At 67.2% G+C, this 26,264-nt stretch carries 23 protein-coding genes; 7 read left to right on the top strand and 16 right to left on the bottom strand.

Annotated elements, in window-relative coordinates; translation table 11 throughout:
- The first annotated feature begins 40 nt into the window (after positions 1 to 40).
- Positions 41 to 1,111 carry a GGDEF domain-containing protein gene (locus AB4059_RS06680; protein ID WP_498977718.1) on the top strand — a complete coding sequence of 357 codons (1,071 nt, stop codon included), beginning with the start codon at positions 41 to 43 and terminating at the stop codon, positions 1,109 to 1,111.
- Positions 1,112 to 1,121: 10 nt separating this feature from the next.
- On the opposite strand, the gene AB4059_RS06685 is transcribed toward AB4059_RS06680, so the two are convergent.
- The 3 genes from AB4059_RS06685 to clpB are packed head-to-tail and all read right to left on the bottom strand — an operon-like array spanning position 1,122 to position 5,894.
- The gene (locus AB4059_RS06685) at positions 1,122 to 1,397 is read right to left on the bottom strand and encodes an FmdB family zinc ribbon protein (RefSeq protein ID WP_498977720.1); all 276 of its coding nucleotides are present in this window, start codon (positions 1,395 to 1,397) and stop codon (positions 1,122 to 1,124) included.
- Between the two features lie 29 nt (positions 1,398 to 1,426).
- Positions 1,427 to 3,280, bottom strand: coding sequence for an ABC-F family ATP-binding cassette domain-containing protein (locus AB4059_RS06690; RefSeq protein ID WP_498977722.1), 1,854 nt, complete (start codon positions 3,278 to 3,280; stop codon positions 1,427 to 1,429).
- Between the two features lie 31 nt (positions 3,281 to 3,311).
- Entirely contained in the window at positions 3,312 to 5,894 is a 2,583-nt protein-coding gene (clpB, locus tag AB4059_RS06695; RefSeq protein ID WP_498977724.1) for an ATP-dependent chaperone ClpB, read from the bottom strand.
- A gap of 136 nt (positions 5,895 to 6,030) precedes the next feature.
- Between clpB and AB4059_RS06700 the strand changes: the two genes are divergently transcribed.
- On the top strand, positions 6,031 to 6,759 hold the full coding sequence (locus AB4059_RS06700; protein WP_498977726.1) for a lysophospholipid acyltransferase family protein: 729 nt from the start codon (positions 6,031 to 6,033) through the stop codon (positions 6,757 to 6,759).
- Between the two features lie 121 nt (positions 6,760 to 6,880).
- Here the strand turns inward: AB4059_RS06700 and pgeF are convergent, their stop codons facing one another.
- The gene (gene pgeF, locus AB4059_RS06705; RefSeq protein WP_498977728.1) at positions 6,881 to 7,606 is read right to left on the bottom strand and encodes a peptidoglycan editing factor PgeF; all 726 of its coding nucleotides are present in this window, start codon (positions 7,604 to 7,606) and stop codon (positions 6,881 to 6,883) included.
- Positions 7,603 to 8,592: a 23S rRNA pseudouridine(1911/1915/1917) synthase RluD gene (gene rluD, locus AB4059_RS06710; RefSeq protein ID WP_498977730.1), complete on the bottom strand. Its 990-nt coding sequence runs from the start codon at positions 8,590 to 8,592 to the stop codon at positions 7,603 to 7,605. The genes pgeF and rluD overlap by 4 nt, the downstream gene beginning before the upstream one ends.
- A gap of 129 nt (positions 8,593 to 8,721) precedes the next feature.
- On the opposite strand from rluD, the gene AB4059_RS06715 reads away from it, so the two are divergent.
- Positions 8,722 to 9,585, top strand: coding sequence for an outer membrane protein assembly factor BamD (locus AB4059_RS06715; RefSeq protein ID WP_498977732.1), 864 nt, complete (start codon positions 8,722 to 8,724; stop codon positions 9,583 to 9,585).
- Positions 9,586 to 9,636: 51 nt separating this feature from the next.
- Here AB4059_RS06715 and AB4059_RS06720 read toward each other — a convergent pair whose 3' ends face one another.
- The 6 genes from AB4059_RS06720 to AB4059_RS06745 form a co-directional block, all read right to left on the bottom strand.
- Positions 9,637 to 11,280, bottom strand: a complete 1,644-nt coding sequence (locus AB4059_RS06720; RefSeq protein ID WP_498977734.1) for an NAD+ synthase — start codon at positions 11,278 to 11,280, stop codon at positions 9,637 to 9,639.
- A 9-nt stretch (positions 11,281 to 11,289) separates the two neighbouring features.
- Entirely contained in the window at positions 11,290 to 12,354 is a 1,065-nt protein-coding gene (locus AB4059_RS06725; RefSeq protein WP_498977736.1) for a DNA topoisomerase IB, read from the bottom strand.
- 286 nt (positions 12,355 to 12,640) lie between these two features.
- Positions 12,641 to 12,889, bottom strand: coding sequence for an XAC0095 family protein (locus AB4059_RS06730; protein ID WP_498977738.1), 249 nt, complete (start codon positions 12,887 to 12,889; stop codon positions 12,641 to 12,643).
- A 182-nt stretch (positions 12,890 to 13,071) separates the two neighbouring features.
- Positions 13,072 to 13,977, bottom strand: a complete 906-nt coding sequence (locus AB4059_RS06735; RefSeq protein ID WP_498977740.1) for a TrmH family RNA methyltransferase — start codon at positions 13,975 to 13,977, stop codon at positions 13,072 to 13,074.
- Positions 13,974 to 17,114 carry an efflux RND transporter permease subunit gene (locus tag AB4059_RS06740; protein WP_498977742.1) on the bottom strand — a complete coding sequence of 1,047 codons (3,141 nt, stop codon included), beginning with the start codon at positions 17,112 to 17,114 and terminating at the stop codon, positions 13,974 to 13,976. Before AB4059_RS06740 ends, AB4059_RS06735 begins: the two co-directional genes overlap by 4 nt.
- Position 17,115: 1 nt before the next feature.
- Positions 17,116 to 18,192, bottom strand: coding sequence for an efflux RND transporter periplasmic adaptor subunit (locus AB4059_RS06745; RefSeq protein ID WP_498977744.1), 1,077 nt, complete (start codon positions 18,190 to 18,192; stop codon positions 17,116 to 17,118).
- Positions 18,193 to 18,412: 220 nt separating this feature from the next.
- Here AB4059_RS06745 and cysK point away from each other — a divergent pair, with 220 nt between their 5' ends.
- Positions 18,413 to 19,366 carry a cysteine synthase A gene (gene cysK, locus AB4059_RS06750; protein ID WP_498977880.1) on the top strand — a complete coding sequence of 318 codons (954 nt, stop codon included), beginning with the start codon at positions 18,413 to 18,415 and terminating at the stop codon, positions 19,364 to 19,366.
- A gap of 14 nt (positions 19,367 to 19,380) precedes the next feature.
- On the opposite strand, the gene AB4059_RS06755 is transcribed toward cysK, so the two are convergent.
- Positions 19,381 to 19,923, bottom strand: coding sequence for a hypothetical protein (locus tag AB4059_RS06755; protein WP_498977746.1), 543 nt, complete (start codon positions 19,921 to 19,923; stop codon positions 19,381 to 19,383).
- Between the two features lie 179 nt (positions 19,924 to 20,102).
- Between AB4059_RS06755 and AB4059_RS06760 the strand changes: the two genes are divergently transcribed.
- Both AB4059_RS06760 and AB4059_RS06765 read left to right on the top strand, forming a co-directional pair.
- Entirely contained in the window at positions 20,103 to 20,621 is a 519-nt protein-coding gene (locus tag AB4059_RS06760; protein ID WP_498977748.1) for an O-acetyl-ADP-ribose deacetylase, read from the top strand.
- Positions 20,618 to 21,247, top strand: coding sequence for a DUF6498-containing protein (locus AB4059_RS06765; RefSeq protein ID WP_498977750.1), 630 nt, complete (start codon positions 20,618 to 20,620; stop codon positions 21,245 to 21,247). The genes AB4059_RS06760 and AB4059_RS06765 overlap by 4 nt, the downstream gene beginning before the upstream one ends.
- 45 nt (positions 21,248 to 21,292) lie before the next feature.
- Here the strand turns inward: AB4059_RS06765 and AB4059_RS06770 are convergent, their stop codons facing one another.
- The 3 genes from AB4059_RS06770 to pyk form a co-directional block, all read right to left on the bottom strand.
- Positions 21,293 to 22,306, bottom strand: coding sequence for a class I fructose-bisphosphate aldolase (locus tag AB4059_RS06770; protein ID WP_498977752.1), 1,014 nt, complete (start codon positions 22,304 to 22,306; stop codon positions 21,293 to 21,295).
- 79 nt (positions 22,307 to 22,385) lie between these two features.
- Complete coding sequence (locus AB4059_RS06775; RefSeq protein WP_498977754.1) at positions 22,386 to 22,937, bottom strand: energy transducer TonB; 552 nt, start codon at positions 22,935 to 22,937, stop codon at positions 22,386 to 22,388.
- A 135-nt stretch (positions 22,938 to 23,072) separates the two neighbouring features.
- A complete protein-coding gene (gene pyk / locus AB4059_RS06780; RefSeq protein WP_498977756.1) occupies positions 23,073 to 24,545 on the bottom strand; it encodes a pyruvate kinase in 1,473 nt (490 codons plus the stop codon).
- 33 nt (positions 24,546 to 24,578) lie between these two features.
- Here pyk and AB4059_RS06785 point away from each other — a divergent pair, with 33 nt between their 5' ends.
- A complete protein-coding gene (locus AB4059_RS06785) occupies positions 24,579 to 25,088 on the top strand; it encodes a GNAT family N-acetyltransferase (protein ID WP_498977758.1) in 510 nt (169 codons plus the stop codon).
- On the opposite strand, the gene AB4059_RS06790 is transcribed toward AB4059_RS06785, so the two are convergent.
- Positions 25,067 to 26,263, bottom strand: a complete 1,197-nt coding sequence (locus AB4059_RS06790) for a phosphoglycerate kinase (RefSeq protein WP_498977763.1) — start codon at positions 26,261 to 26,263, stop codon at positions 25,067 to 25,069. The genes AB4059_RS06785 and AB4059_RS06790 overlap by 22 nt on opposite strands.
- Position 26,264: the final 1 nt, after the last annotated feature.

Here is a 26,264-nt window from a genome sequence, read left to right on the forward strand (position 1 = left end):
CCCCGTTTGGATCAGGACAAGGGGCCGCGAGGGGCAGCCGATGGTATTTCCGCCGGAACGCGAGGCGGCGTACGTGCAACGGATGTTCGGCTGGCAGGGCACGCGCCTGCGACGGCTGGTGCTTTTCGCGCCGTTGTTCTTCCTGATCTTCATCGGCATCCAGGCGCTGCTGATGCCGGCGCCGCTGGCCGACTGGCTGTGGGCGCCCCTCACGTGGATCGGCTTCTTCCTGCTGGGCGCCATCGGCCTGTGGATGCGGACCGTGCGCAGCGCCGACCTGTTCGCCTGGGCGGGCGTGGCACTGCAGACCTTGTTCCTCGTGTTCTGCGCGCTGAGCACGCACCCGGGCCACGGCGGCCTCGCACTGCTGCTGCCGATGTTCGTCGCCACGCCGCTGGTGACCGCGCCGTTCTGGGCGCGCGCGCGGACCGTGTTCATCGCGATCGTCTGCGCCTATCTCGCCGGCGCGCTCGCGCTCTGGCACAGCGCCGCGGGCAGCACGGTGTGGATGGCCTACGGGATCCAGGCGGTCGCCGGCGGGGTGATCGCGATGGCGATGCACGCGACGGTCGACAACGCGCGCCGCGGGTATTTCCTCGCCGAGGAGGAGCTCGAGCAACGCGCGCGACTCGATGCGTTGACCTCGGTGTTGAATCGCCGCCATTTCATCGAGTCGGGCGAAGACATGTTGATGCGGATGCGGCCCGGGCAGGTGTTGAGCGCCTGCTTCGTCGACCTGGATCATTTCAAGCGGGTGAACGACGAGGGCGGGCATCGCATCGGCGATCAATTGCTCGCGGCGGTCGCGCATTGCCTGCTGGAGTTGCAGGGCGAAGGGCGTTTGATCGGGCGCGTGGGCGGCGAGGAGTTCGCGCTGTTGCTGCCGGGGATGCATGCGCTGGAGGCGGAGCAGTTCATCGCCGTGGTGTGCGAGCGCATCGGTGCGTTGGCGGTCGATGGATTTTCGTGCACGGCGAGCGTGGGTGTCGCGGAGTGGCACGCCGGCGAAACGCTGTCCGATTTGCTGCATCGCGCGGACTTGGCGTTGTTGGCGGCGAAGCGTGGGGGACGCAACCGCATCGTGCAGTGGAGTGCGGGGGTGGCGGCTTGAGAGCGTCTTGCTACTCGGACGACGTCGGCTTCGCAGGCTTCGCTTCGACAGGCTTCGACTCCGCCGGCTTGCTCGCCTCGGTCAAATTCTTCTTCTTGTCGCCGTCCTTCTTGAAATCCGTCTCGTACCAACCGCTGCCCGACAGACGGAACGACGGCGCGGTGATGCTGCGCTTCACCGTTTCCTTGCCGCAGTTCGGGCACGTCGTCGGATCGGCGTCCGACATCTTCTGCAGACGGTCGAACGTGTGGCCGCAGTTGGTGCATTCGAAAGCGTAGATGGGCATGGCGGGTTTCGATTCGGTTCGTTGAAAGGTCAGGCGGCGTCGTACAAGGCCAGCAGATCGGCTTCGGCACGTTCGAGATCGCCGCGCAATTTCGACTGTTGCTTGCCCAGGTCGGTGGCGCGGCCGTCGGCATAGGCCTTCGGATCGGCGAGTTGCGCGTCGAGCTGCGCGATCTTCGCCTCCAGCTCCGCCACCCGCGCCTCGGCCTTCTGCAGGGCGTGCGTGTTGATCTTCTTCGCCGGCGCCTTGGGCGGCGGCGGCGCCGCGACCGGCTGCGCCTTCGCGGCCTTTTCGGCCTTCGACGACTCGCTGCCCGGACGCGAACGCAACCACGCGGCGTATTGATCCAGGTCGCCGTCGAAATCCTCGACCTTGTGGTCGGCCACGCGCACGAAGCGGTCGCAGACCAGGCCGATCAAATGACGATCGTGCGACACGAGCACGATCGCGCCGTCGAAATCGCTCAGCGCTTCGGCGAGCGCTTCGCGCATGTCGAGGTCGAGGTGGTTGGTCGGTTCGTCGAGCAGCAACACGTTGGGTTGCTTGAACGCGATCATCGCCAGCGCCAGGCGCGCTTTCTCGCCGCCGGAGAAACCGTCGATCGATTCGAACGCGCGGTCGCCGGGGAAATTCCACTTGCCGAGGAAATCGCGGAACACCTGCGTGGGCAGGTCGCCGGCGACCTTGCGCAGATGATCGATGGGCGTTTGCCCGGCCATCAGCGATTCGACGGTGTGCTGCGCGAAGTAACCGATGCGCATGTCGGGATGCGCGATGCGTTCGCCGGCCAGCAACGGCAATTCGCCGACGAGCGTTTTCACGAGCGTCGATTTACCCGCGCCGTTCGGGCCGAGCAGGCCGACGCGATCGCCGGCTTCCAGGCCGAAGTTCACGTTGCCCAGGATCTGCACGTCGCCGTAGCCGGCATCGACATCGCGCAGGCGCACGAGCGAGGTCGGCAGCTTCTGCGGTTCGGGGAAGGTGATGTGCAACGAGCGTTCGGCGCGCACGGCTTCGGTGCCCGCGAGTTTCGCCAGGCGCTTCATGCGCGACTGCGCCTGCTTGGCCTTGCTGGCCTTGGCCTTGAAGCGATCGATGAAGGACTGCAGGTGCGCGCGTTCGGCCTGTTCCTTTTCGAAGGCGATCTGCTGCTGGCGCAACTGCTCGGCGCGCTGGCGTTCGAAGGCGGTGTAATCGCCGGCGTAGAGCTTGGCGCGCTGTTCGTGCAGGTGCAGCGTGTGCGTGCAGATGTTGTCGAGGAATTCGCGGTCGTGCGAGATCACCAGCAACGTGCCGGGATAGCGCAGCAGCCACTGTTCGAGCCACAGCACCGCGTCGAGGTCGAGGTGGTTGGTCGGTTCGTCGAGCAGCAACAAATCGCTCGGGGTCATCAGCGCGCGCGCGACGTTGAGGCGCACGCGCCAGCCGCCCGAGAAATCCGAAACGGCTTTCGCATGCGTCTCCGGCGGAAAACCCAGGCCGTGCAACAGACGGCCCGCGCGCGCGGTGGCGTCGTAGCCGTTGAGCTCTTCGAGCTTGTGATGCGCGACGGCGACCGCTTCCCAGTCTTCGTTGGCGAAGGCGTTGGCTTCCATCTGGATCGCGTCGTGCACGGCCTGGTCGCCGGAGAGCACGAAGTCGATGGCCGAATCGGGCAGCGACGGCGTCTCCTGCGCGACGGTGGCGATGCGCGCCTTGCCGGGCATGTCGATGTCGCCCTTGTCGGCTTCCACCTCGCCCATCATCGCGGCGAACAGGGAGGACTTGCCGGTGCCGTTGCGCCCGACCACGCCCACGCGATACCCCGCGTGCATCGCGAGATCGACGTTGGACAACAACAGGCGTTCGCCCCGGCGGAGCGAGAAATTGCGGAAGGAGATCATAGCCCCGGGATTTTAGCAGCCGCGGTGGCGCTCAGCCCTTGCTGAACGCCAATTTCCCGCCTTCGGCCTCGACCCGGATCGTATCGCCGCTCACGAATTCGCCGGCCAGGATCTTCTGCGCCAGCGGATTTTCGAGCTGCTGCTGGATCGCCCGCTTGAGCGGCCGCGCGCCATAGACCGGGTCGAACCCCACGTTTCCGAGCAAGGCCAGCGCCGAATCGGAGAGCTCGATGCGGATGCCCCGCTCGCCCAGGCGCTTGCCCAGGTATTGCGTCTGGATGCGCGCGATCTCGCGGATCTGGGCCTTGTCGAGCGGGTGGAACACGACGATCTCGTCGAGCCGGTTGATGAACTCCGGCCGGAAATGCGCCTGCACCACGCCCATCACCGCGGCCTTCATCTGCGTGTAGGCCTCCGGGGTTTCGCCCGAGAGTTCCTGGATCATCTGCGAGCCGAGGTTGGAGGTCATCACGATCACGGTGTTGCGGAAATCGACCGTGCGCCCCTGCCCGTCCGTCAGGCGCCCGTCGTCGAGCACCTGCAGCAGGATGTTGAAGACATCCGAATGCGCCTTCTCCACTTCGTCGAGCAGGATCACGCTGTAGGGACGGCGACGCACCGCTTCGGTGAGATAGCCGCCCTCTTCGTAACCCACGTAGCCCGGGGGCGCACCGATCAGGCGCGCGACCGAATGCTTCTCCATGAATTCGCTCATGTCGATGCGCACCATCGCGTCGGGCGAATCGAACAGGAAATCCGCCAGCGCCTTGGTGAGCTCGGTCTTGCCCACGCCCGTCGGGCCGAGGAAAAGAAAGGAACCATTCGGCCGGTTGGGATCCGACAGGCCCGCGCGCGAGCGACGGATCGCATCGGACACCGCGCGCACCGCTTCGGCCTGGCCGACGACGCGCTTTTGCAGCACCGATTCCATCTGCAGCAGCTTCTCGCGCTCGCCTTCGAGCATCTTGTTGACGGGGATGCCCGTCCAACGCGACACGACTTCGGCGATCTCTTCGGCGGTCACCTTGTCCTGCAGCAGCGTGAAGCCCTTGGATTCGACTTCCTGCGCGGCCTGCAATTGCTTTTCCAGTTCCGGCAAACGGCCGTACTGGATCTCGCTCATCGTCGCGAAGTCCTGCTTGCGCTGCGCGCCTTCCAGTTCGAGCTTGGCCTGCTCGATCTGCTCCTTGATCTTGGTCGCGCCCTGCAGCGTGGCCTTCTCGGCCTTCCACACTTCTTCCAGGTCGTTGTATTCGCGCTCGAGGCGATCGATTTCTTCCTGCAGGTCCTGCAGACGCTGTTTGGACTCGGCATCCTTCTCTTTCTTCAGGGCTTCGCGCTGGATCTTCAGCTGGATCAGGCGGCGTTCCTTGCGGTCCAGTTCCTCGGGCTTGGAGTCGATCTCCATGCGGATGCGCGATGCTGCTTCGTCCATCAGGTCGATGGCCTTGTCGGGCAACTGGCGGTCGCTGATGTAGCGGTGCGAGAGCGTGGCCGCGGCGACGATCGCCGGATCGGTGATCTCCACGCCGTGGTGCACGGCGTACTTTTCCTTGAGGCCGCGCAGGATCGCGATGGTGTCCTCGACGCTGGGTTCGCCGACGAAGACCTTCTGGAAACGACGCTCGAGCGCTGCGTCCTTCTCGACGTACTTGCGGTATTCGTCCAGCGTGGTCGCGCCGATGCAATGCAGCTCGCCGCGCGCGAGCGCGGGCTTGAGCATGTTGCCGGCATCCATCGAACCTTCCGCCTTGCCGGCGCCGACCATCGTGTGCAGTTCGTCGATGAACAGGATGATCTGGCCTTCGTTCTTCGCCAGGTCGTTGAGCACGGCCTTGAGGCGTTCTTCGAATTCGCCGCGGAATTTCGCGCCGGCGATCAATGCGCCCATGTCGAGCGACAGCACGCGGCGGCCGCGCAGGCCTTCGGGCACTTCGTTGTTGATGATGCGTTGCGCGAGGCCTTCGACGATCGCGGTCTTGCCCACGCCCGGTTCGCCGATGAGCACCGGGTTGTTCTTGGTGCGGCGCTGCAGGACCTGGATGGTGCGGCGGATTTCCTCGTCGCGGCCGACGACGGGATCGAGCTTGCCCTTCTCGGCGCGCTCGGTGAGGTCGATGGTGTATTTCTCCAGCGCCTGGCGCTGGTCTTCGGCGTTTTCGCTCTGCACTTTCTCGCCTCCGCGAATGGCGTCGATGGCGGCTTCGAGTTTCTGCTTCGACGCACCGGCGGCTTTCAGCGCGCGGCCGGCCTCGCTCCCGTCGTCGGCGAGCGCGAGCAGGAACAGTTCGCTCGCGATGAAGGTGTCGCCCCGCTGCTGCGCCAACTTGTCGGTGACGTTGAGCAGGCGCGCCAGGTCGTTGCCGAGGCTGACGTTGCCGGCCTGGCCGGAGACCTTGGGGAGTTTCTCGAGCGTCTCGCCGATGCGCTCGCGCAGCAGCGGCACGTTGACGCCCGCCTGAGTGAGCACCGACCGGGCGGTGCCGCCCTGCTGGTCGAGCAACGCGGCGAGCAGGTGGACCGGTTCGATCACGCTGTGGTCGCGGCCGACGGCCAGCGACTGCGCGTCGGACAGCGCTTCCTGGAACCGCGACGTGAGCTTGTCCATTCGCATGGGGATTCGACCTCTGGATGCATGGGCCGGCCCGGCGGCCGGCGAACAGCGTGGAGATGCGGGCGTGGATGCCGGATGCAAGCGCCGGGGCGGGTATCCTGTCGGCCGCTTTTCAGGCTCGGCAGGTTCGGTTCGCATGGCGCGGTGGATGTGGGGGGCGCTCAACGCGCTGCAGGCGTTGTTCACGGTCGTGGTGACGGTGTTGGGGATGCCGGTGGCGTTCCTGCTGGCGCTGGTGCTCGGGCCGCGGTTGGCCTTGCGCATGGCCGCCTGGTACTGGGCGCCGTTGTTGTTCGCCGGTGCGGGGGCGCGGCTGGAGGTCGAGGGGGCCGAGGCGATCGACTGGTCCAGGCCGATGGTCCTGGTCGCCAATCATCAGTCGATGATCGACATTCCGTCGTTGTTTCGCGCGGTGCCGGTGCCGTTGCGGTTCGTGCTCAAGCACGAGATCGCGAAGATCCCGCTCGTCGGCTGGTATGCGCGGATGATGGGGATGGTGTTCATCGATCGCGGCAATGCGCGGGATGCCAAGCGCAAGTTGGTGGCCGCGGCGGACAAGTTGCGCGGGGATGCGACGTTCGCTGCGTTTCCGGAAGGGACGCGCAGCAAGGATGGCGTGGTCGGGCCGTTCAAGGCCGGGGCGTTGCAGGTTGCGTTGGAGGCCGGGGTGCAGGTGTTGCCGGTGGCGATCGAGGGGGCCGGGAAGGTGTTGCCGCCTTCGGGGTTTCTGGTGCGTCCGGGGGTGATTCGGGTGCGCTTCGGGACGCCGATCGAGACGGCCGGGTTGGCGGCGAATGAGCGGAATGTGCTGACGCGGCTGGCTCGGGAGCAGATTGTGGGGATGCTTGGGGTGCGGGCTGCTTGAGCGCGCTACTCCATCATTGGCGCGCCGCTGAGGCATCACCTTGCGGGTCGCTTCGATCGGGGGGTTCGCCCGGGCATTCGTTGATGGGTGCGAAGCGGGCTTCGCACTGGCCGATCATTTTTTAGCGGAGCCAGGCGATTGTTGCCATGCGGCCGGTGGTTTGATCGCGGCGGTGTGAGTAGAAGCGGGTGTCGGCGATGGTGTCGAGGCCGCCGCCCTGGATGCTTGTCACGCCTGCGGCTGTGAGGCGTTGGCGTGCCAGTGCGTACAGATCGACGCGCCAGTGGCCTTCTCGCGTGGGGACGAAGGCCGCTTCGGCTGCACTGTCGTGCGCGACGAATGCATCGTGGACTTCGCGGCCGATTTCGTAGGAATTCGGGCCCGCTGCTGGGCCTAGCCAGGCGGTGATGGCGTCGCGCGGGGTGCGCATTGCATCGAGCGTGGCTTCCAGGATGCCGTTTGCCAGGCCGCGCCAGCCGGCGTGGGCGGCGGCGAGTTCGTCGCCGGTTTGCGAGGCGAAGACGACCGGCAGGCAATCGGCGGTCAGGATGGCCAGGACGGTGCCGGGCGTTCTCGTGAGGGCGGCGTCGGCTTCGGGTTCGTCGGTGCCCGGTTCGATCGCGACGTGCGTGCCGTGGGTCTGGCGCAGCCAGCGCGGCTCCGAGGGAAGTGCGAAGTGTTCGATCAGTTCTGCGCGGTTGCGTGCGACGGCGTGGATGTCGTCTCCGCTGCGCGTACCGAGGTTGAAGCTGTCGAAGGGCGCGCGCGAGTGGCCGAGGCCGTGGCGCAGGGTCGTGACGGCTTCGACCCTTCCGCGCAGCGGCCAATCGGCACGCAACACTGTCACCGGCCGAACTCCGTCGCCGCGCGTTGGTCGTCGCGCAAGGCATCCATCAGGGCGCGCATGTCGCTGGGGACGGGCGCGGTGCAGCGGATCGGTTCGCCCGTCACGGGGTGCGCGAACTCCAGGGTTTCGGCGTGCAGGGCCTGACGTTTGAAACCACGCAATGCTTCGATCAATTCCGGGGTCGCGCCGCGCGGGAGTTTCAGCGGGCCGCCGTACAGGGGATCGCCGACGATCGGGTGTTTCAGGTGCGCCATGTGCACGCGGATCTGGTGCGTGCGGCCGGTTTCCAGGCGGCATTCGAGCGCGGTGTGCGCGCGGAAGCGTTCGCGCAGGCGGTAGTGGGTGATCGCTTCGCGGCCGTCTTCGCGCACGGCCATGCGGATGCGGTCGCGCGGGTGGCGGTCGATCGGCGCATTCGCGGTACCGCCGGAGACCAGCGCGCCGACGACGACGGCCAGGTACTGGCGATGCACGCCGCGTGCGGAGAGTTGCTCCACCAGCGCGGTGTGCGCTTCGAGCGTGCGCGCGACGACCATGACGCCGGAGGTGTCCTTGTCGAGGCGATGCACGATGCCTGCGCGCGGCAGGTTGGCCAGGCTCGGATCGCGATGCAGCAGCGCATTGACCAGCGTGCCGGCCGGGTTGCCGGCGCCCGGGTGGACGACCAGGCCGGCCGGCTTGTCGATGACGAACACGGCCGCGTCTTCGTACAGGACGTCGAGCGGGATGTCCTCGGCCACGGCGTGGGTCTGCACTTCCAGCACCACGGTGAGGGTTACCGACTCCCCGCCACGCACCGCATCGCGCCCGCGCACGAGGCGGCCGTCGAGCAGGGCGTCGCCCGACTTGATCCACTCCGAAAGGCGCGAACGCGAGAATTCGGGGAACAAATCGGCCAGGACGGCGTCGAAACGACGGCCCGCGGCCGCGTGGGGGACGACGGCGGTACGCGCGGCGTCGCCCGCGGGTGGATCGTTGGGTGTCATCGGTACTCCGGTTCAGCCGCCGGAGGCATGGCCCGGTCCGGCGTGGTTCTTCGGACTGGTATTATCGGTCCTTCGTGCCCTCCCGGCGCCCCTGAACGAAGCTGCGTCCCGCCCATGACCCCACGCTCCATGCGCCGCCCCCTGTTCCAGCGCCCTGCCCTGATCCTGCTGCTCGTCGCCCTGGTGCTGTCGATGTCCGGCTGCAGCTCGATCAGCAAGCTCTGGAAGAAGAAGGACCCCAACGAGGGCCAGCCGGTCGAAGTGCTGTACGACAAGGCGCACGAACAGATGCTCGAAGAGCGCTGGGCCAGCGCGACGGAAACCTGGCAGCGGCTGATCGCCCAGTACCCGTATGGCCCGTACACCGAGCAGGCGCAGATGGAAATGGCGTATGCCGAGTTCAAGGCCGGCAAGCACGACGACGCGGTGTCGACCATCGACCGCTTCATCCGCACGTATCCGACGCACCGCAACGTCGCCTACTTCTATTACCTGCGCGGCCTGTCCAACGCCACGCGCAACGCGATCTTCCTCGCGCGCGTGTTCTCGCTGCAGACCAGCAACCGCGACCTGAGCACGCCGATGCAGGCGTACAACGATTTCTCGATCGTGGTCGAGCGCTACCCGAACAGCCGCTACGCCGCCGACGCGGCCCAGCGGATGATCTCGCTGCGCAACCTGTTCGCGAAGCACGAGCTGGACACGGCGGTCTATTACCTGCGCCGCGGCGCGGACGTCGCCGCGATCACGCGCGCGAAGTACCTGCTGGAAACCTATCCGCAGAGCGCCTCGCAGGACGATGCAGTGGCCACGCTGATCGTGGGCTACGAGCACCTCGGCAACCAGGTGCTGGCCGCCGACGCCAAGCGCGTGCTGCAGGCCAACGAGCCGAACCACCCGTATTTCTCGGGCGACTGGCCGGATTACCCGTCCACGTTCCGCCGCCTCAACCCGTTCGCGGGCGAGAAGTCGGGTGCGGAGCACGGGGACTGAGGCACGCCCGGTCCTTGAACGAAAACGGCGCCTTTCGGCGCCGTTCTTGTTTCAACCGTAGCCATTCGTGATCGGGTAACGCCGCTCGCGTCCGAAGGCACGGCGCGAGACCTTCGGTCCGGGCGCCGCCTGGTGGCGCTTCCATTCGCTGATGCGCACCAGGCGCACGACGCGTTCGACGGTCTGTTCGTTGAAGCCCGCCGCGATGATTTCCTCCGGCGATTGCTCGAGGTCCACGTAACGCAGGAGGATCGCATCGAGCACGTCGTAGGGCGGCAGCGAATCCTGGTCCTTCTGGTTCTCGCGCAATTCCGCCGACGGCGGGCGATCGATCACCGCCACCGGAATCACCATGCCGCCGTTGGGCGCCGAGCCGCCCGACGCATTGCGCCAGCGCGCGAGCGCGAAGACTTCGGTCTTGTACAGGTCCTTGATCGGCGCGTAACCGCCGCACATGTCGCCGTAGATCGTCGCGTAACCCACCGCGTACTCGCTCTTGTTGCCGGTCGTCAGCAGCAGGCCGCCGAACTTGTTCGACAAGGCCATCAGCAGCACGCCACGGCTGCGCGACTGCAGGTTTTCCTCGGTCACGTCCACCGGCTTGCCGTCGAACATCGGCGCGAGCGCTTCGAGGAAACCGGCGAAGGGTTTCTCGATCGACACCGCATGCAGCTTCACACCGAGCGACGCGCATTGTTCGGCCGCAAGATCGTTGGACATCTCCGCCGTGTAGCGTGAAGGCAAGCGCACGGCGGTGACGTTCTCCGCCCCCAGCGCATCGACCGCCAGTGCGAGCACCAGCGCCGAATCGATGCCGCCCGACAACCCGAGCCACACGTTGCGGAAACCGTTCTTCCCGCAGTAATCGCGGATGCCGCGCACGATCGCGCGCCACGCGAGCGCGTCGCGGCTTTCCTCGTCTTCGACCGGCCATGACACCGGCACGAACTTGCGCGTGGCGCCATCGAAATCGGCGACGAGCCAATGTTCCTCGAACGCGCGCGCCGCGGGATGCACGCGGCCGTCGCCATCGGCGATGACCGACGCGCCGTCGAACACCACCGCGTCCTGCCCGCCGACGACGTTGAGATACGCGAGCGCGCAACCCGACTCGCGCACGCGATCGGCGATCAGCGCATCGCGCTGCGCATGCTTGTCGCGTTCGAACGGTGAGGCGTTGGGCACCAGCACCAGTTGCGCGCCGGCATCCACCGTGCGCGACAGCGGTTCGGGAAACCACAGGTCTTCGCAGATCACCAGGCCCACGCGCGTGCCGTCGACTTCGAAGACACAGGCTTCGCCGTCGGGATCGACGTCGAAGTAACGACGCTCGTCGAACACCGCGTAATTCGGCAACTCGCGCTTGCGATAGGTCTGTTCGATCGCGCCATCGCGCAACACGCTCGCGGCGTTGTAGACGACCGCGCCGACCGCCTGCGGCCAGCCGACGACGGCGACGATGCCGTCCGCGGCCTGTGCGATGCGCGCCACCGCCGCCTCGCAATCGGCGAGGAAGCGCGGCCGCAGCAACAAGTCTTCGGGCGGATAGCCGCTGACCGCCAATTCGGGGAACAACACGATGTCGGCGCCGTGGAGATCGCGCGCCTGCGCGATCAGGGCGGCGATGCGGTCGGCGTTGGCGGCGACGGCCCCCACCGGAAAGTCGAACTGCGCGAGCGCGATGCGGAGCGTCATGCGCGCAGTCTAGCGAACCGGCGTCCCGTTGCCGCGGTGGGCGGCCCGCAGCACGCGCAGTCCGGCCTGTTCCCACTGGCGCGGGCCCCGCGCACCGGCGCAGGCGCGGTGCAGGCGGCCGTCTTCCCAGGCGGCGAAGATGCCGGGGTCGATGTAGGACTTGCGGCACACCGCCGGCGTATTGCCCAGTCGCTTGGCGACACGTTCGACGACTGTGTTGCGCAGCGCGTTCGCCACGCGCTGGTTGAGGCTGCCGTCGTCCTTCAGCGGCACCGGCGCATCGGCCAGCAGGCGCAGCGCGGAGATCGTGCCGCCCCAGGTGCGGAAATCCTTCGCGGTGAAGTCGGCGCCCATCGCGTCGCGCAAGTAGTCGTTGACGGTCCCCGAGCCCACGGGCTGCGGTTTGCCGTCGTCGTCTTCGTACTGGAACAACTGCTGCCCCGGCAGTTGCTGGATGCGGCGGACCAGGCGCGTGAGGCGCGCGTCGTCGAGCACGATCTCGTGGTCCTTGCCGGCCTTGCCGCGAAACGCGATGCGGGCCCGGCCGCCCTTGAGGAAGGCGATGTGGCGATTGCGCAGCGTCGTCAGGCCGAAGCTGTTGTTGGTTTCGGCGTATTCGTCGTTGCCCACGCGCACGAGGGTGCCGCCGAGGAGCGCCACGACGATGGCCGCGACTTTCTCGCGCGGGAGGCCGTCGAGGGCGAGGTCGCGTCGCAGGGCGCGCCGCAGTTTGGGCAGGGCTTTGCCGAAGTCGACGATGCGGTCGAATTTCTCGACGCCGCGGACGTGGGACCAGCGGGGGTGGTAGCGATACTGTTTGCGCCCGCGGGCGTCGCGGCCGGTGGCCTGGATGTGGCCATCGGGTTGGGTGCAGATCCAGACGTCGGTCCACGCGGGTGGAACGGCCAGGGTGCGGATGCGTTGGAGGGTGCGTTTGTCGCGGAGCGTGCGGCCTCGGGCATCGAGGTAGGCGAAGCCTTTGCCGGCACGCTTGCGCCGGATGCCGGGGGCGTTGTCGCCGACGTAGGTCAGGCCTCCCTGGGCTGCGGATTTCGCGTTCGGGTCGATGCGCATCCGTTGGAGGCTGGGGGGTTGGGTGTCAAGTTGTTGTTAGTTCTCCTCGAGGTTTCGCGCATTGAAGAGCGGCTCCAGTGTTTGCGCGCCGCCCGAACGCGAGTCGTTCCAAATTTTTTTGGGAAAAAAATTTGAAACGACTCACGCTGGGGCATCACCTTGCGGGTCGCTTCGATCGGGGCTTTTCGCTGGGCAGTGATTGGTGGGCGCGAAGCAAGCTTCGCACCGGGCCGATCATTGAGAGCGGGGACTGCGGGAACGGCGGGGGCGCCGAGGTAGCGGCGAGCTACTGCGCTTGCCGCACTGCGATCCCGTTTTCGCGATCGATTTCTTCGACGATTTCGTCCAGGTCGTGCGCCAGGCGCGTGAACCACCAGGACACCGACCGATCGCGGAACAGATTGTCGAATGCGCTGGCGGAATTCTCGGCCTCCGTCGCCCTCGTGAGAAACCGCAATTGCTCGTGCACGTGGACCAGTTTGCGCTGCGCCGATTCCGGAACGATGAGAACCTTGGGCGTGGGGGTGCGACTCATGGGGACCTCCGCGATCACAGTGGACGTCCATGCTGCAAGTGGGCGTGGGTGCAACCAATCAGACGAACGCCCGTTCCGCGCGGGACAAATCTCGCGACTGGCAAAAGTGTGAAACCGGCCGGTGATCGAAGCGACCCGCAAGGTGATGCCCCGGCGGCGCGCCAAATGACGGAGGAACGCTCTTAAAGCCGACGACCCCACTCAGCCAGCAAAACCGCAGTCGCAGCCGCAACATTCAGACTCTCGACCTTCCCACTCCCAGGAATCGAAACACGCAAGTCGCACAAAGAAGCGAGCGCACTCGACATCCCCTCCCCCTCCGCCCCCAGCACGTAAACCACGCGCTCGGGAATCGGCGCCTCGAACAACGGCAACCCATCGCGCACCACGGTGGCGACCAGCGAAAACCCGGCGCCCCGCAACTGCGACAGCGAATTGTCCTCGCGCCCCAACCGCACGAACGGCACCACTTCCGCGCCGCCCTCGGCCACGCGCGCCGCCGCGCCCGACAACGACAGATTCGAATGCTTCGGCAACAGGATCGCCGACACACCGAAATGCGCCGCCGAACGCAGGATCGCGCCGACGTTGTGCGGATTCCCCACGCCATCCAGCCACAACGCACACACCGGACCCGCCGGCAAATGCTGCAGCCACGTCGTCAACGTCGCCTGCGGCTCGCGCAACAGATCCGCGACCACGCCCTCGTGATGCTCGCTGCCCGTCAGGCGACGCAGATCCTCATCGTCCTCGACCACCCGATACCCGATGCGATGCGCGACGCACCAACGCAACATCGGCTGCAACTGCGGAATGCGCGCATTCACCAGATACAACTTGCGCAAGGCCTCCGGCCGGCGATGGAACGCCGCCTTCACCGCATTCACCCCGTACAGCCGCAACTCGGTGTCGCGATGCTCGCGCGCGTGCTGATGCCCTTCCGATGGCACTTCTTCGCGATGCACGGGCGGATGCGGCTCGCGCGGCGCATGCGCCTCTCGCGGCGCACGCACTTCACGCGGCACACGCGCGTCCTGCGCCGGGCGCTTCGGACCGCGCGATTTCCAGGGCGATTCCCGCTCGCTCACGAAGCCTCCTCGACCGGATGCGTGTCGCCCACCGGGCGCACGGTGGCTTCCAGTTCCTTCAACTCGTGCGCCACGGCCTCGGGCGAACGCGTGTAGGGCGCGAGCAGCGCGTAGAACGCCGGCACGACGAACAAGGACAGCAGCGTCGAGAAGCCGACGCCGAAGATCACCACGATGCCGATCGTCGCACGACTCGCCGAACCCGGGCCGCCCGCGACGACCAACGGCACCGCGCCGACCATCGTCGCGATCGAGGTCATCAGGATCGGGCGCAGGCGCACGCCGGCCGACTCGACGATCGCCTGGTGCACGTTGCGGCCTTCATCGCGCAGCTGGTTGGCGAACTCGACGATCAGGATGCCGTTCTTCGCCGCCAGGCCCACGAGCATCACGATGCCGATCTGGCTGAAGAGATTGAGCGTGCCGCCGGTGATCCACAGGCCGATCAGTGCGCCGAGCACGCCCAGCGGCACGGTCAACATGATCACGAAGGGATGGATGAAACTTTCGAACTGCGCCGCGAGCACCAGGTACACGACCAGCAACGCGAGCGCGAAGGTGAGCAATACCGCACCGCCCGCCTGTTGGTATTCGCGCGACTCGCCCTTCCAGTCGATCTGCGCCTGTTCGGGCAATTCCTGGGCGACGACCTGGTTGAGCCAGGTGATCGCATCGCCCATGCGATAGCCCGGCGCCAGGCCCATGCTGATCGTCACCGCGCGCAGGCGGTTGAAGCGATTGAGCGAACCGGCCTCGGCGACGTCCTGCAGGGTCACCAGGTTCGACAGGGGAATCAACGCACCATCGCGCGCGCGCACCTGGATCGCGGCGAGGTCGGCGGGCGTCGCGCGGCCGGTCTTGTTCGCCTGCACGACGACGTCGTACTCCTCGCCGCCGCGCACGAAGGTCGTGACGCGCCGCGACCCCATCATCGTTTCCAGCGCATGGCCGATCGATTCGACGCTCACGCCGAGATCCGACGCACGCTGGCGATCGATCTGCACGCGCATCTGCGGCCGCGTTTCCTTGTAGTCGCTGTCGGCGCCGACGAGGCCGGGGTTGGAATCGATGCGCTCGAGCAGGCGATCGCGCCACTTGGCCAGTTCCGCGTAATCCGGCCCGCCCAGCACGATCTGCACCGGCTGCCCGCGCGTGCGCACCAGCCCGCCGGCGACCTGCGTGGAGATCTTCATCCCCGGCATCTTGTCGAGCTTCTTCTTGAGGTCCTGCGCGACGTCGGCGGTGTTCTCGCTGCGCTGCGTCCAGTCCTTGAGGAACACGCTGAAGCGCGCGGTGTGCATCTCTTCGCTGGCGCCGAAACCGCCGGGCACGCGCGCGTTCGCGCGTTCGATCGGGCCATGGCCGATCTCCGGCGCGATGATCTTCTCGGCCTGCTTCACCTGCTGCACGGTGTAGTCGTAGCCCGCGCCTTCCGGGCCGGTGAGCGAGACGTTGAAGCTGCCGCGGTCTTCCGGAGGCGCGAGTTCGGACGGCACGAACTTGAACAGCGCGAAGCTCGCCGCCAGCGCCACGAGCATCACCAGGCCGAACATCATCGGGCGTTCGACGCTGCCTTCCAGGAAGCGCTTGTAGCGCGCGGTCACCCAGTCCAGGCGCTTGTTCACCCAGCGGTGCACCGGGTTGCCCTTCTCTTCCGAATGCGGGCGCACGAGCTTGGACGACAACATCGGCGTGAGCGTCAGCGCGACGAACGCCGACAGCGCGACCGCACCGGCGAGCGCAACGGACAACTCGCGGAACAGGCGGCCCGTGTTGCCTTCCATGAAACCGATCGGGAGGAACACCGCGACCAACACGGCGGTCGTCGCGATCACCGCGAAGGCCACCTGGCGCGTACCGCGCGCCGCCGCGACGAGCTTCGGCTCGCCAAGATCGGCGCGACGCTGGATGTTTTCCAGCACGACGATCGCGTCATCGACCACCAGTCCGATGCACAACACCAACGCGAGCAGCGTCAGCAGGTTGATCGAATAGCCGAACAGATACAGCGGCAGGAAGGCGGCGATCAGACACACCGGCACCGTCACCGCGGGGATCAGTGCGGCGCGCACGCTGCCCAGGAAGATCCAGATGACGATCAGCACCAGCACCACCGCTTCGATCAGCGTGTGGTAGACGCGCTCGACCGCGGCGTCGATGAAGGTGGTCGTGTCGAAGGCGACGAAGATCTTCGTGCCCTGCGGCAGCGACGGCGCGATGCGCTCGGCTTCGGCGCGCACGGCGCGCGCGACGTCCAGCGCGTTCGCCGTCGAAGTGCGCGCGACGCCCAGGCCGATGTTGTTTTCGCCGTTGGAGTGGTAATACGCGCGGCGTTCTGCGGAAGCGAGCTCGACCTTCGCGACATCGCCCAGGCGCACGACGTAGCCATCCGGGCCCTTGCCGAGCGGGATCTGCGCGAAGTCTTCGGGCTTCTGGTAATCGCGGGCCACGCGCAGGGTGAAGTCGCGCTCGGCCGATTCGATGCGACCGGCCGGCAGTTCGACGTTCTCTTCCCGCAGCGCGTTCTCGACATCCTCGACGGTCAGCGCGCGCGCGGCGAGTGCATCGCGGTCGAGCCACACGCGCATCGCATAACGCTGCTGGCCGCCGATGCGGACCGCGGCGACGCCATCGATGCTCGACAGGCGGTCGACGACATAGCGCTCCGCGTAGTCGGACAGCTGCAGCGAATCCATCGACGTCGAGCTCATGTTGAGCCAGATGATCGGATCCGAATCGCTTTCGACCTTGCTCACCTGCGGCGGATCGGCTTCTTCCGGCAGGCGGTTGAGCACGCGGCTGACCGCGCCGCGGACGTCGTTGGCGGCGCCTTCGATGTCGCGCGAAAGCGTGAATTCGATGGTGACCGAGGAGCGCCCGTTGACGCTGTTCGACGAAATGGTCTCAACGCCTTCGATGCCCGACAGCGCGTCTTCCAGGATCTGCGTGACGCGCGTTTCGACCACCTGCGCCGAGGCGCCGGTGTAGTTGACTTCCACCGAGACGACGGGCGGGTCGATGGCGGGCAGTTCGCGCAGCGTCAGGCGCGTGAACGCCATGATGCCCAGCACGATGAGCAACAGGCTGATGACGGTCGCGAAGACCGGGCGCTTGATCGACAGATCGGACAGGCGCATGTCAGCCCTTGTCCGCCGGTGCCGCCGCCGTTTCGGCGATCTTCGCGCCGGGGCGCAGCTTGCCGGTGCCATCGACGACGATGCGGTCGCCGGCGCGCACGCCCTTCAGGATTTCGGCCCGGCCATCGGTGCGCGTGCCGATCTGCACATCGGCCTGTTCGACGCTGCCATCGGGCTTGACGCGATACACGAACGTACGATCGCCCACCTGCACCACGCAGATCTCCGGCAACAGCAGCGCGGTGCGTTGCGCGCGTTGCAGTTCGACGTTCACCAGCATGCCGGGGCGCAGCTTGCGTTCGTCGTTCGGGAAATCGGCGCGCACGGTCACCGAACGCGTCGACGGATCCACGCGCGCTTCCACCGTCGTGACCGTTCCGGTCAAACGCGCATCGGGATACGCCGCCGTGCGGCCGAACACGTGCTGGCCGGTGGCCAGTTGCGCGAGCGCGGCTTCGGGCACCGGGAAGTCCACGTACATGTGCGCCAGATCGTCGAGCGTGGCGATCGCCGTGCCGGGCGTGACCAGCGTGCCGGGGCTCACCTGGCGGATGCCGAGCACGCCGGAGAAGGGCGCGCGGATCGAACGATCGCTCAGCTGCGCGCGCACCTGGTTCACCTGCGCCTGCGCCTGGTCGCGCGTGGCGCGTTGCGTGTCCAGTTGCGAAGTGGCGATGAGTTGCTGCTGCGCGAGTTCCTGCTGGCGCGCATACATCTGCTGCGCTTCCTTCGCCGCGGCTTCTGCCTGCGCGAGCGCGGCCTGCTGTTGCTGGCCACTGAGCGTGACGAGCACGGCGCCCTTGGCGACTTCATCGCCACTGTCGAAATGCACGGCCTGCACGATCTCGCTCACCTTCGCGGTGACGGTGATCGAATCGCGCGCACGCGCCGTGCCGATGGCGACGATCGAGTCGGCGAAGGACCTAGGCTGCAGCACGGTGGTGGTGACCAGGACCGGCGCGTTGGCCGCGTCCTTGCCGCGGTTGGAAGCGGCGGCTTCGTCCTTGCCGCAGGCGGACAAACCGGCCGCGAGCGCGAGCAGGGCGATGAGCGGGAGGGTGCGGGGAAAATGCGTCATTCGCGAATTCTAGGCCGTCCGGTGCGAGGGTTCGGTTACCGCGGGCACGAAATATCGCGTGCGTTCCCGCGAACCGGTCTGGAACGCCTGCGCAGGCCCGGGGTTGACCCCGAAGGACCCCGGATGTTCCATGACCAATGACAGTGGCGCGCGGCGCCCGAGCGTCCTGCGGCGCGGCATCTTCGCGTTGTCCTATCCATCCCCCACGAGGCCCAAGACCATGCGCTACGACAGCATCCTCGACACCATCGGCCGCACCCCGGTCGTCCGCCTCAACCACATCGCGCCGAAGCACGTCACGTTGTACGCGAAGGTCGAGTCGTTCAACCCGGGCGGTTCGGTCAAGGATCGGCTCGCGATCGCGATCATCCTGGATGCCGAAGCGAAGGGCTTGCTCAAGCCCGGCGATACGGTGATCGAAGCGACCTCGGGCAACACCGGTGTCGCGCTGGCGATGGTGTGCGCCGCGCGCGGTTACAAGTTCGTCGCGGTGATGGCCGATTCGTTTTCGATCGAGCGCCGCAAGTTGATGCGCGCCTATGGCGCGAAGGTGATCCTGACGCCCGCCGCCGAACGCGGCAGCGGCATGGTGCGTCGCGCTGAAGAACTCGCGAAGCAACACGGTTGGTTCCTCGCGCGCCAATTCACCAACCCCGCCAACCCGGCGTATCACCGCCAGACCACGGCCGCGGAAATCCTGCGCGATTTCGCCGGTGATCGCCTGGATCATTTCGTCACCGGTTGGGGCACGGGCGGCACGCTCACCGGCGTCGGCGAAGTGCTGCGCGTGGCGCGGCCCGAAGTGAAGATCACCACGTGCGAACCGGCGGGCGCGGCCTTGTTGCAGGGCGCGGAATTCGTGCCGCACAAGATCCAGGGATGGACGCCGGACTTCGTGCCGGAAGTGCTCAATCGCGAGGTCGCCGGTTCGCTGATGAAGATCGACGAGATGCTCGCGCGCGATGTCGCGCGGCGGCTGGCGCAGGAAGAAGGCTTGTTCGTCGGGCTCTCGGCGGGCGGCACGGTGGCCGGCGCGCTGGAAGTGGCCAAGTCCGCGAAGGACGGCGAGGTGATCCTGGCGATGCTGCCCGATACGGGCGAACGCTATTTCTCGACGATCCTGTTCGAAGGCGTCAACGAAGGGTCCGACGACGATTGGCTGGCGGGCCTCTGAGGACCCGCCGAACGTCAGGCGACGAAGGTCCCGCCCTCGGCGGCATGCGGATCCACGCGCCCGTGGCAGATCGCCATGACGCGGTTGCGCATGCGGCGCGGGTTGTCGAAGGACTGGATGGCCAGCGCGGCCATGCTCATCGCGACGGTGAAGTTGGCCAGCGCGGTTTCGCCGTTGGCGGCGAGCATGCTCGGCGTCAGCGCGGCGGCGACGGTCAGCGCGACGGAGACGATCACGTACTTGCGGATCGCCGACCATGCGGTCTGGTCGACACCCTTGCCGTGGAAACCGCGGCGGTAGGGCAGGCCCATGACCTTGGCGAGCGAATCGGCCAGGCGGATTTCGTACAAGGTGCCCGCACCCTTGATGATGAAGCCGAGCAGCGTGGCGCTGAAGCCCGCCAGCGGCACCCACGAGGGCAGGCCCATGCCCTTGGGCAGCGTGACGCACACACAGGCGAGCACGAACAGGACCAGGCCGAGGCGATGGAAACGAGCGGCGACATCGACCTTCGATTGCAGGCGGTCGACGTTGAGGAATGTAATGGGCGACTTCATGGAGAGACTGACGTGTTCGAAGCGCGAGCGGTTGCAGGGGCGAGGTTCGCAGCGGGGCCGGCGCGTCGCCGGGCGGCGCGTCACAACTCTGGAATTCCCCACGAGGCGCGCATTCCAACACGATTTCACGCCATCCTCATGAATGCGCTGGTAGCGGCCGTTGCGCCGGGAATTGCCGAATGAAGATCGAAGTCCTGGAAGGCGACATCACCGCCCTGCCCGTCGACGCCATCGTCAATGCGGCCAACCACGCGCTGCTGGGCGGCGGCGGGGTCGACGGGGCGATCCACCGCGCCGCGGGCCCGGGGTTGCGGGAGGAATGCGAGGCCCTGCCCGCCTACATCGCCGGCATGCGATGTCCGACCGGCGAGGCGCGCATCACCCACGGGCACGACCTGCCCGCGAAATTCGTGATCCACACGGTCGGTCCGGTCTGGCGCGGCGGCCGTGGCGGGGAGCCCGCCCAACTGGCGGCCTGCTACAACGCATCGCTCGCGCTGGCGGCCGATTACGACGTCGAATCCATCGCCTTCCCGGCGATCAGCTGCGGCGTGTTCGGCTATCCGGTCGAACTCGCGGTGCCCATCGCGGTGCGCACCGTGCGTGCGTGGGCAGGCGCGAAACCCTCGCGCGTGGTGTTCTCGTGCTTCGACCCCGGCATGGCCGCGCGCTACCGCGCGATGTTGGCGCTCGCATGAGTCCTTCCACGCGCTCGCTGTTGTTCGCCAACGCCGGGACACTGGTGGCGGCCCTGGTATTGCAGTGGCCCGCGGGCTGGTTGCTGTGGCCGTACTGGATCCAGAGCGTGGTGATCGGCTGGTTCGCGCGCAAGCGCATGCTGGGCCTGTATCGCTTCAGCACCGAGGGCTTCACGTCCAACGACCAGCCCGTGCCCGAGAACGCGCAAGGCAAGCGTTCGACGGCGAACTTCTTCACCCTGCACTACGGGTTCTTCCACTTCTGCTATCTGATCTTCCTGTGCGCCGAGCATCCGCTGGAAGCGGGCTGGGATCTGCCCGTGCTCGGTGCGTGCGCGGCGTCGTTCGTGTTGTCGCAGCGGCAGACCTACGCGGTGCAGCACGACGCCGACCTGCGCGGCAGGCCGAACCTCGGCACCCTGATGTTCACCCCTTACCTGCGGGTGTTGCCGATGCACCTGGCGATCCTGCTGGGCGCAGCGCTCGGCGGTGGTGCGGGGTTGCTGGTGTTGTTCACCGTGTTGAAGACGGCGAGCGACGTGGGGATGGATGCGGTGGATCGGCGGTTGGCGGAAAGACACGCCGATCGCGTGGAAGCGGAGGAAACGGCGGCTTCGCCGCCTTGACCCCACCCCGGCCCTCCCCTGCGGAGCAGGGGAGGGAGACGAGCGTTACGCCGCTTTCTGCTTCCACTGGCCCAGCGCGGCCAGGCCGTTGTCGCGGGCGCGGGCGTAGACGGTTTCCTGCGCCTTGCGCACGTTGTTGACCAGGTCCTGCGACCAGATCTTCAGCGCGGCCGACTGCATCGCGCGGCCGTAGGAGAACGACAGCGGCCACGGATTCGGGCCCATGCGGTTCATCGCGTCCAGGTGCGCGGTGGCCGCCTCGTCGCTCTGGCCGCCGGAGAGGAACACGATGCCCGGGAGGATCGCCGGCACGGCGGTCTTGAGGCACATCAGGGTGTTCTCGGCGACGTCTTCGACGCTCACCTTCTCGCCGCTGTCCTTGCCCGGCACGATCATCGAGGCCTTGAGGATGGTGCCTTCGAGCATGACGTTCTGGTTGTACAGCGCGTCGAACAGCGAACGCAGCGTGACTTCGGTGACTTCGTAGCAGGTCTGGATGTCGTGATCGCCGTCCATGAGGACTTCGGGCTCGACCATCGGCACGATGCCCTGCTCCTGGCACAGCGCGGCGTAGCGCGCGAGCGCGTGGGCGTTGGCTTCGATGCAGGTGCCCGAGGGGATGTCGTCGCCGATGTTGATCACCGCGCGCCACTTGGCGAAGCGGGCGCCGAGCTTGTAGTACTCCTCCAGGCGCGCGCGCAGGCCGTCGAGGCCTTCGGTGACCACTTCGCCCTGGAAGCCGGCGAGCGGGAAGGTGCCCTTGTCGACCTTGATGCCCGGGATGATCCCGTTGTCCACCATCACCTTGGTGAAGGGCACGCCGGCCTTGGTCGACTGGCGCAGGGTTTCGTCGTACAGGATCGCGCCGGAGATGTAGTCGCCGAGCTTCGGCGTGGTCAGCAGCATCTCGCGGTAGGCGCGACGGTTTTCCTCGGAGTTCTCGATGCCCACGCCGGCGAAACGCTTGGCGATGGTGGCATTGGATTCGTCGATCGCGATGATGCCCTTGCCTGCGGCGACCATGGCCTGGGCGGTTTCGGCAAGCTGTTCGATGCTCATTGGCGTCCTGACGGCGTTGGGGAAAGGCGGAATTATACCGCCCCTCCCCCGTGACGCCGCCGCCGACGCGGCCCGGGGACTACGGGCGCATGCCCGCCACGTCGTTCTGGTAGCCGCGGGTTTGCAGGTCCAGATCGTCGAGCACATCGCCCGTCGCGGTGCGGTGGTCGCGCGAGGCCTTCAGCTCGCGAAGGCGCGCGACGAGGTTGGGGACGGCGCATTTGGAACGCTGGGCCGACGCCACGCCCGGTCCGTTACCGAAAACGAAGGTCGCCACCGTGTAGACGGGCTTGGCCTGCGCGACTTCCGGCCGCGGCTGGAAGCGCCATTGTTTGAGCGCATCGGCCGCCGATTCGGCGAACGCCGACCAGTAGCCGGGCTCGGGTTCGCTACTGCCTGCACTGGTCCAGCCTTTCAGCAGCGCGAAATCCGAGGTCGTGCCATCGGGCTTGAGCAGATAGCCCACGCCGATGCACACCGAGTCGTGGCGGTGCGCGAATTGCGCGGGATATTGCGGGACCGCCAGCGGAACCCCCGGCGCCAGCATCCAGTGGTCCCGGATGCCGCCTTCGTTCGTCACCTCGATCTTGTCCAGCGCACTCGCGGGGCCCGCGAGGGCGAGCATGAACATGACGGCCAATCGCACCTTGCACATCGTCGATCTCCCGGCGGAGTCTCCGTGTGTCCGGAATAGCACCGGCGGTTGCGGCGGGCAACGACCGCTTGTCGGGAACCGGCTGGAGCCATTCTCCCGGGGGATTGCCGTTCAGAGATCGCCGAGGCCTTCGGCGCCGCCGTCGGGCCCGACCTTGAGGATGCGCAGCGTGTTGGTCGCGCCGTGGTGTTCCATGTGGTCGCCGCTGGTGAACATCACGCGGTCGCCGACATCCAGGTGGCCCTGGTCGTACAGCAACTTGAGCGCCTTGCGCGCCGCGTCGCGCGAGGCCAGGCCGCGGCTGTCGAATTCCACCGGGAACACGTCGCGCATCATCGTCATGCGGCGACGCGCGCGAACGAAGCGCGACAAGCCGTAGACCGGCGCCGGCGAACGGAAACGCGAGAGGAAACGCGCGGTGCCGCCCGACTCTGTCATCGCGATGATCGCGCGCACGCCGATGTGTTCGGAGAGGAACATCGCCGCCATCGCGATGGCCTGGTCCACGCGTTCGAGGTTGCGCGGTGCCTTTTCGAAATCGGTGTCCATCTCGAATTGGCGCTCGGCCCCCAGGCAGATGCGCGACATCGCTTCGACGGCGCGCAGCGGATACGCACCCGCCGCGGTTTCCTGCGAGAGCATCACCACGTCGGTGCCGTCGATGACGGCGTTGGCGACGTCGAGCACTTCGGCGCGCGTGGGGATGGGGCTTTCGACCATCGACTGCAGCATCTGCGTCGCGGTGATCACGACCTTGTTGCGCGCCAGCGACTCGCGAATGATCTTCTTCTGCAGGCCCGGCAGTTCGGCGTCGCCGATTTCCACGCCCAGGTCGCCGCGCGCGACCATCACCACGTCGCTGGCGTCGACGATCTCGCCCAGGTTTTCGATCGCTTCGGCACGTTCGACTTTCGCGACCAACGCCGCATCGCTGCCGTGGCTGCGTGCGATGGCACGCGCTTCTTCCATGTCGGCTGCATTGCGGCAGAAGGAAACGGCGATGAAGTCGGCTTCGATCTGCGCGGCCACGCCGATGAGCTCGCGGTCGCGATCGGTGAGCGCGCCCAGCGACAGGCCGCCGCCCAGGCGGTTGAGGCCCTTGCGATCCGACAGCGCGCCGTCGTTGAGGATCGTCGTGCGGATGCGATCGCCCTGGATGCTGTCCACGCGCAATTGCAGCAGGCCATCGTCGAGCAGCAGCGTGTCGCCCGCGTGCACGTCGTTCACCAGGCCCAGATAGCTGATTCCGACTTCGCGCGCGTTGCCGGGCGGTGCATCCGCGCGCGCGACCAGGTCGAAGGGCTCGCCGGCCTTCAATTGCACGCGGCCTTCGGCGAAACGTTCGATGCGCAGCTTGGGCCCCGGCAGATCGGCGAGCAAGCCGACTTCGACGCCGACGCGCTGCGCGGCCTCGCGCACGGACTGCGCGCGCGCCACCTGGCTGGAGGGATCGCCGTGCGAGAAGTTGAGGCGGACGACATCGACGCCGGCCTTCAGCAGTGCGTCGAGCACGCCCGGCGGATCGGTGGCCGGGCCGAGGGTGGCGAGGATGCGGGTACGGCGACGTTGTGTACTCTGGGTCATACCGTGTTTCTACCACAGCCACCCGAAGCGGCCATGGCGTTGCATACGTTTTCCATCCCCGGCTTCCCCGCGCTGAAAGGGCGACGCGTCCGCCTGCGTGCGCCGGCGCCCGGGGATGCCGCGCCGGTCTTCGCACTGTTCTCCGATCCCCACACGATGCGCCACTGGCCGCGCGCGCCGATGCAGCGCATCGACGAGGCGGCCGCTTACATCGACGAATGCGCCGGGCAGTTCGAAAGCGGCGACCGGATCGACTGGATCGTCACCCTGCCCAACGACGACGCGGCCATCGGCACGTGCACGCTGTACGACATCGAACCCGGATGCAGCGCGTGGATCGGCTACGCGCTGTTGCCGGCACACCGCGGGCGCGGGCTTGCGGGCGACGCGGTGCGCACGGCGACCGCGTGGGCGTTCCGGACATTGGCCGTCGAACGCATCGAGGCCACGGTCGCGCCTGCGAACGTGGCCTCGCAACAGTTGCTGGCGCGCGCGGGTTTCGCGCGCGTGGCCGAGGATCGTTACTGCTTGTCGGCGACCTGAGCGCCGCGCGCCTGCAGCGCCGCGACCGCAGGCAGCGTCTTGCCTTCCAGGAATTCCAGGAACGCGCCGCCACCGGTGGAGATGTAACCGACCTGGCTAGCGATGCCGTACTTGTCGACTGCCGCCAGCGTGTCGCCGCCGCCGGCGATGGAGAACGCGTCGGAGGCCGCGATCGCACGCGCCATCGTTTCGGTGCCCTTGCCGAAGGCATCGAATTCGAACACGCCCACCGGCCCGTTCCACACCACGGTGCCCGCCTTCTTGATCAACTCGGCGTAGCGCTTGGCGGTGTCGGGGCCGATGTCGAGGATCATCTCGTCGGTGCCGACCTGGTCGACCGGCTTCACCGTCGCCGGCGCGTCGGCCGCGAACGCGGGGGCGACGACGACGTCGCTCGGCAGCGGAATGTCGGCGCCGCGCGCCTTGGCCTCGGCCATGATCTTGCGCGCGGTGTCGATGAGGTCGGCTTCGTACAGCGACTTGCCCACGCCGTGCCCCATCGCGGCGATGAAGGTATTGGCGATGCCGCCGCCGACGATGAGCTGGTCGACCTTCTGCGCGAGCGAACCGAGCAGTTCGAGTTTCGTCGAGACCTTGCTGCCGGCGACGATCGCGAGCAGCGGGCGCTTGGGCGCTTCGAGCGCGCGCGCGAGCGCGTCGAGTTCGGCCATCAGCAGCGGACCACCGGCGGCGATTTTCGCCTGCTGGATCACGCCGTGCGTGGAGGCCTGCGCGCGGTGCGCGGTGCCGAAGGCATCCATGACGAACACATCGCAGAGCTCGGCGTACTTCTTCGCCAGCGCCGGGTCGTCCTTGCCTTCGCCCATGTTCATGCGGCAGTTTTCGAGCAGCACGATCTGCCCGGGCTTCACCGAGAAGTCGGCGGACAGCCAGTCGCGCACCAGGCGCACTTCGCGGCCGAGCTTCTCGCTCAGGCGTTCGGCGACGGGCTTGAGGGAATCGGCTTCGCTGAAGTGCCCTTCGGTCGGGCGCCCGAGGTGGGACATGACCATCACCGCGGCGCCCTGGTCGAGCGCGGCGACGAGCGTGGGCAGCGCGGCGGTGATGCGTTGTTCGGAGGCGACCTTGCCGTCCTTGATCGGCACGTTCAGGTCTTCACGGATCAGGACGCGCTTGTCGCGCAGGTCGATCTCGGACATCCGGACGATGGGCATC

This window comes from Lysobacter sp. 2RAF19, from assembly GCF_052115395.1.
GTDB lineage: Bacteria > Pseudomonadota > Gammaproteobacteria > Xanthomonadales > Xanthomonadaceae > Noviluteimonas.

What these genes read in the sequence shown, in the direction of transcription:
- AB4059_RS06680 (WP_498977718.1), top strand. Translation starts at nt 41, where the DNA reads ATGGTATTTCCGCCGGAACGCGAGGCGGCGTACGTGCAACGGATGTTC.
- AB4059_RS06685 (WP_498977720.1), bottom strand. Translation starts at nt 1,397, where the DNA reads ATGCCCATCTACGCTTTCGAATGCACCAACTGCGGCCACACGTTCGAC.
- AB4059_RS06690 (WP_498977722.1), bottom strand. Translation starts at nt 3,280, where the DNA reads ATGATCTCCTTCCGCAATTTCTCGCTCCGCCGGGGCGAACGCCTGTTG.
- clpB (WP_498977724.1), bottom strand. Translation starts at nt 5,894, where the DNA reads ATGCGAATGGACAAGCTCACGTCGCGGTTCCAGGAAGCGCTGTCCGAC.
- AB4059_RS06700 (WP_498977726.1), top strand. Translation starts at nt 6,031, where the DNA reads ATGGCGCGGTGGATGTGGGGGGCGCTCAACGCGCTGCAGGCGTTGTTC.
- rluD (WP_498977730.1), bottom strand. Translation starts at nt 8,592, where the DNA reads ATGACACCCAACGATCCACCCGCGGGCGACGCCGCGCGTACCGCCGTC.
- AB4059_RS06715 (WP_498977732.1), top strand. Translation starts at nt 8,722, where the DNA reads ATGCGCCGCCCCCTGTTCCAGCGCCCTGCCCTGATCCTGCTGCTCGTC.
- AB4059_RS06720 (WP_498977734.1), bottom strand. Translation starts at nt 11,280, where the DNA reads ATGACGCTCCGCATCGCGCTCGCGCAGTTCGACTTTCCGGTGGGGGCC.
- AB4059_RS06725 (WP_498977736.1), bottom strand. Translation starts at nt 12,354, where the DNA reads ATGCGCATCGACCCGAACGCGAAATCCGCAGCCCAGGGAGGCCTGACC.
- AB4059_RS06730 (WP_498977738.1), bottom strand. Translation starts at nt 12,889, where the DNA reads ATGAGTCGCACCCCCACGCCCAAGGTTCTCATCGTTCCGGAATCGGCG.
- AB4059_RS06740 (WP_498977742.1), bottom strand. Translation starts at nt 17,114, where the DNA reads ATGCGCCTGTCCGATCTGTCGATCAAGCGCCCGGTCTTCGCGACCGTC.
- AB4059_RS06745 (WP_498977744.1), bottom strand. Translation starts at nt 18,192, where the DNA reads ATGACGCATTTTCCCCGCACCCTCCCGCTCATCGCCCTGCTCGCGCTC.
- cysK (WP_498977880.1), top strand. Translation starts at nt 18,413, where the DNA reads ATGCGCTACGACAGCATCCTCGACACCATCGGCCGCACCCCGGTCGTC.
- AB4059_RS06755 (WP_498977746.1), bottom strand. Translation starts at nt 19,923, where the DNA reads ATGAAGTCGCCCATTACATTCCTCAACGTCGACCGCCTGCAATCGAAG.
- AB4059_RS06760 (WP_498977748.1), top strand. Translation starts at nt 20,103, where the DNA reads ATGAAGATCGAAGTCCTGGAAGGCGACATCACCGCCCTGCCCGTCGAC.
- AB4059_RS06765 (WP_498977750.1), top strand. Translation starts at nt 20,618, where the DNA reads ATGAGTCCTTCCACGCGCTCGCTGTTGTTCGCCAACGCCGGGACACTG.
- AB4059_RS06770 (WP_498977752.1), bottom strand. Translation starts at nt 22,306, where the DNA reads ATGAGCATCGAACAGCTTGCCGAAACCGCCCAGGCCATGGTCGCCGCA.
- AB4059_RS06775 (WP_498977754.1), bottom strand. Translation starts at nt 22,937, where the DNA reads ATGTTCATGCTCGCCCTCGCGGGCCCCGCGAGTGCGCTGGACAAGATC.
- pyk (WP_498977756.1), bottom strand. Translation starts at nt 24,545, where the DNA reads ATGACCCAGAGTACACAACGTCGCCGTACCCGCATCCTCGCCACCCTC.
- AB4059_RS06785 (WP_498977758.1), top strand. Translation starts at nt 24,579, where the DNA reads ATGGCGTTGCATACGTTTTCCATCCCCGGCTTCCCCGCGCTGAAAGGG.
- AB4059_RS06790 (WP_498977763.1), bottom strand. Translation starts at nt 26,263, where the DNA reads ATGCCCATCGTCCGGATGTCCGAGATCGACCTGCGCGACAAGCGCGTC.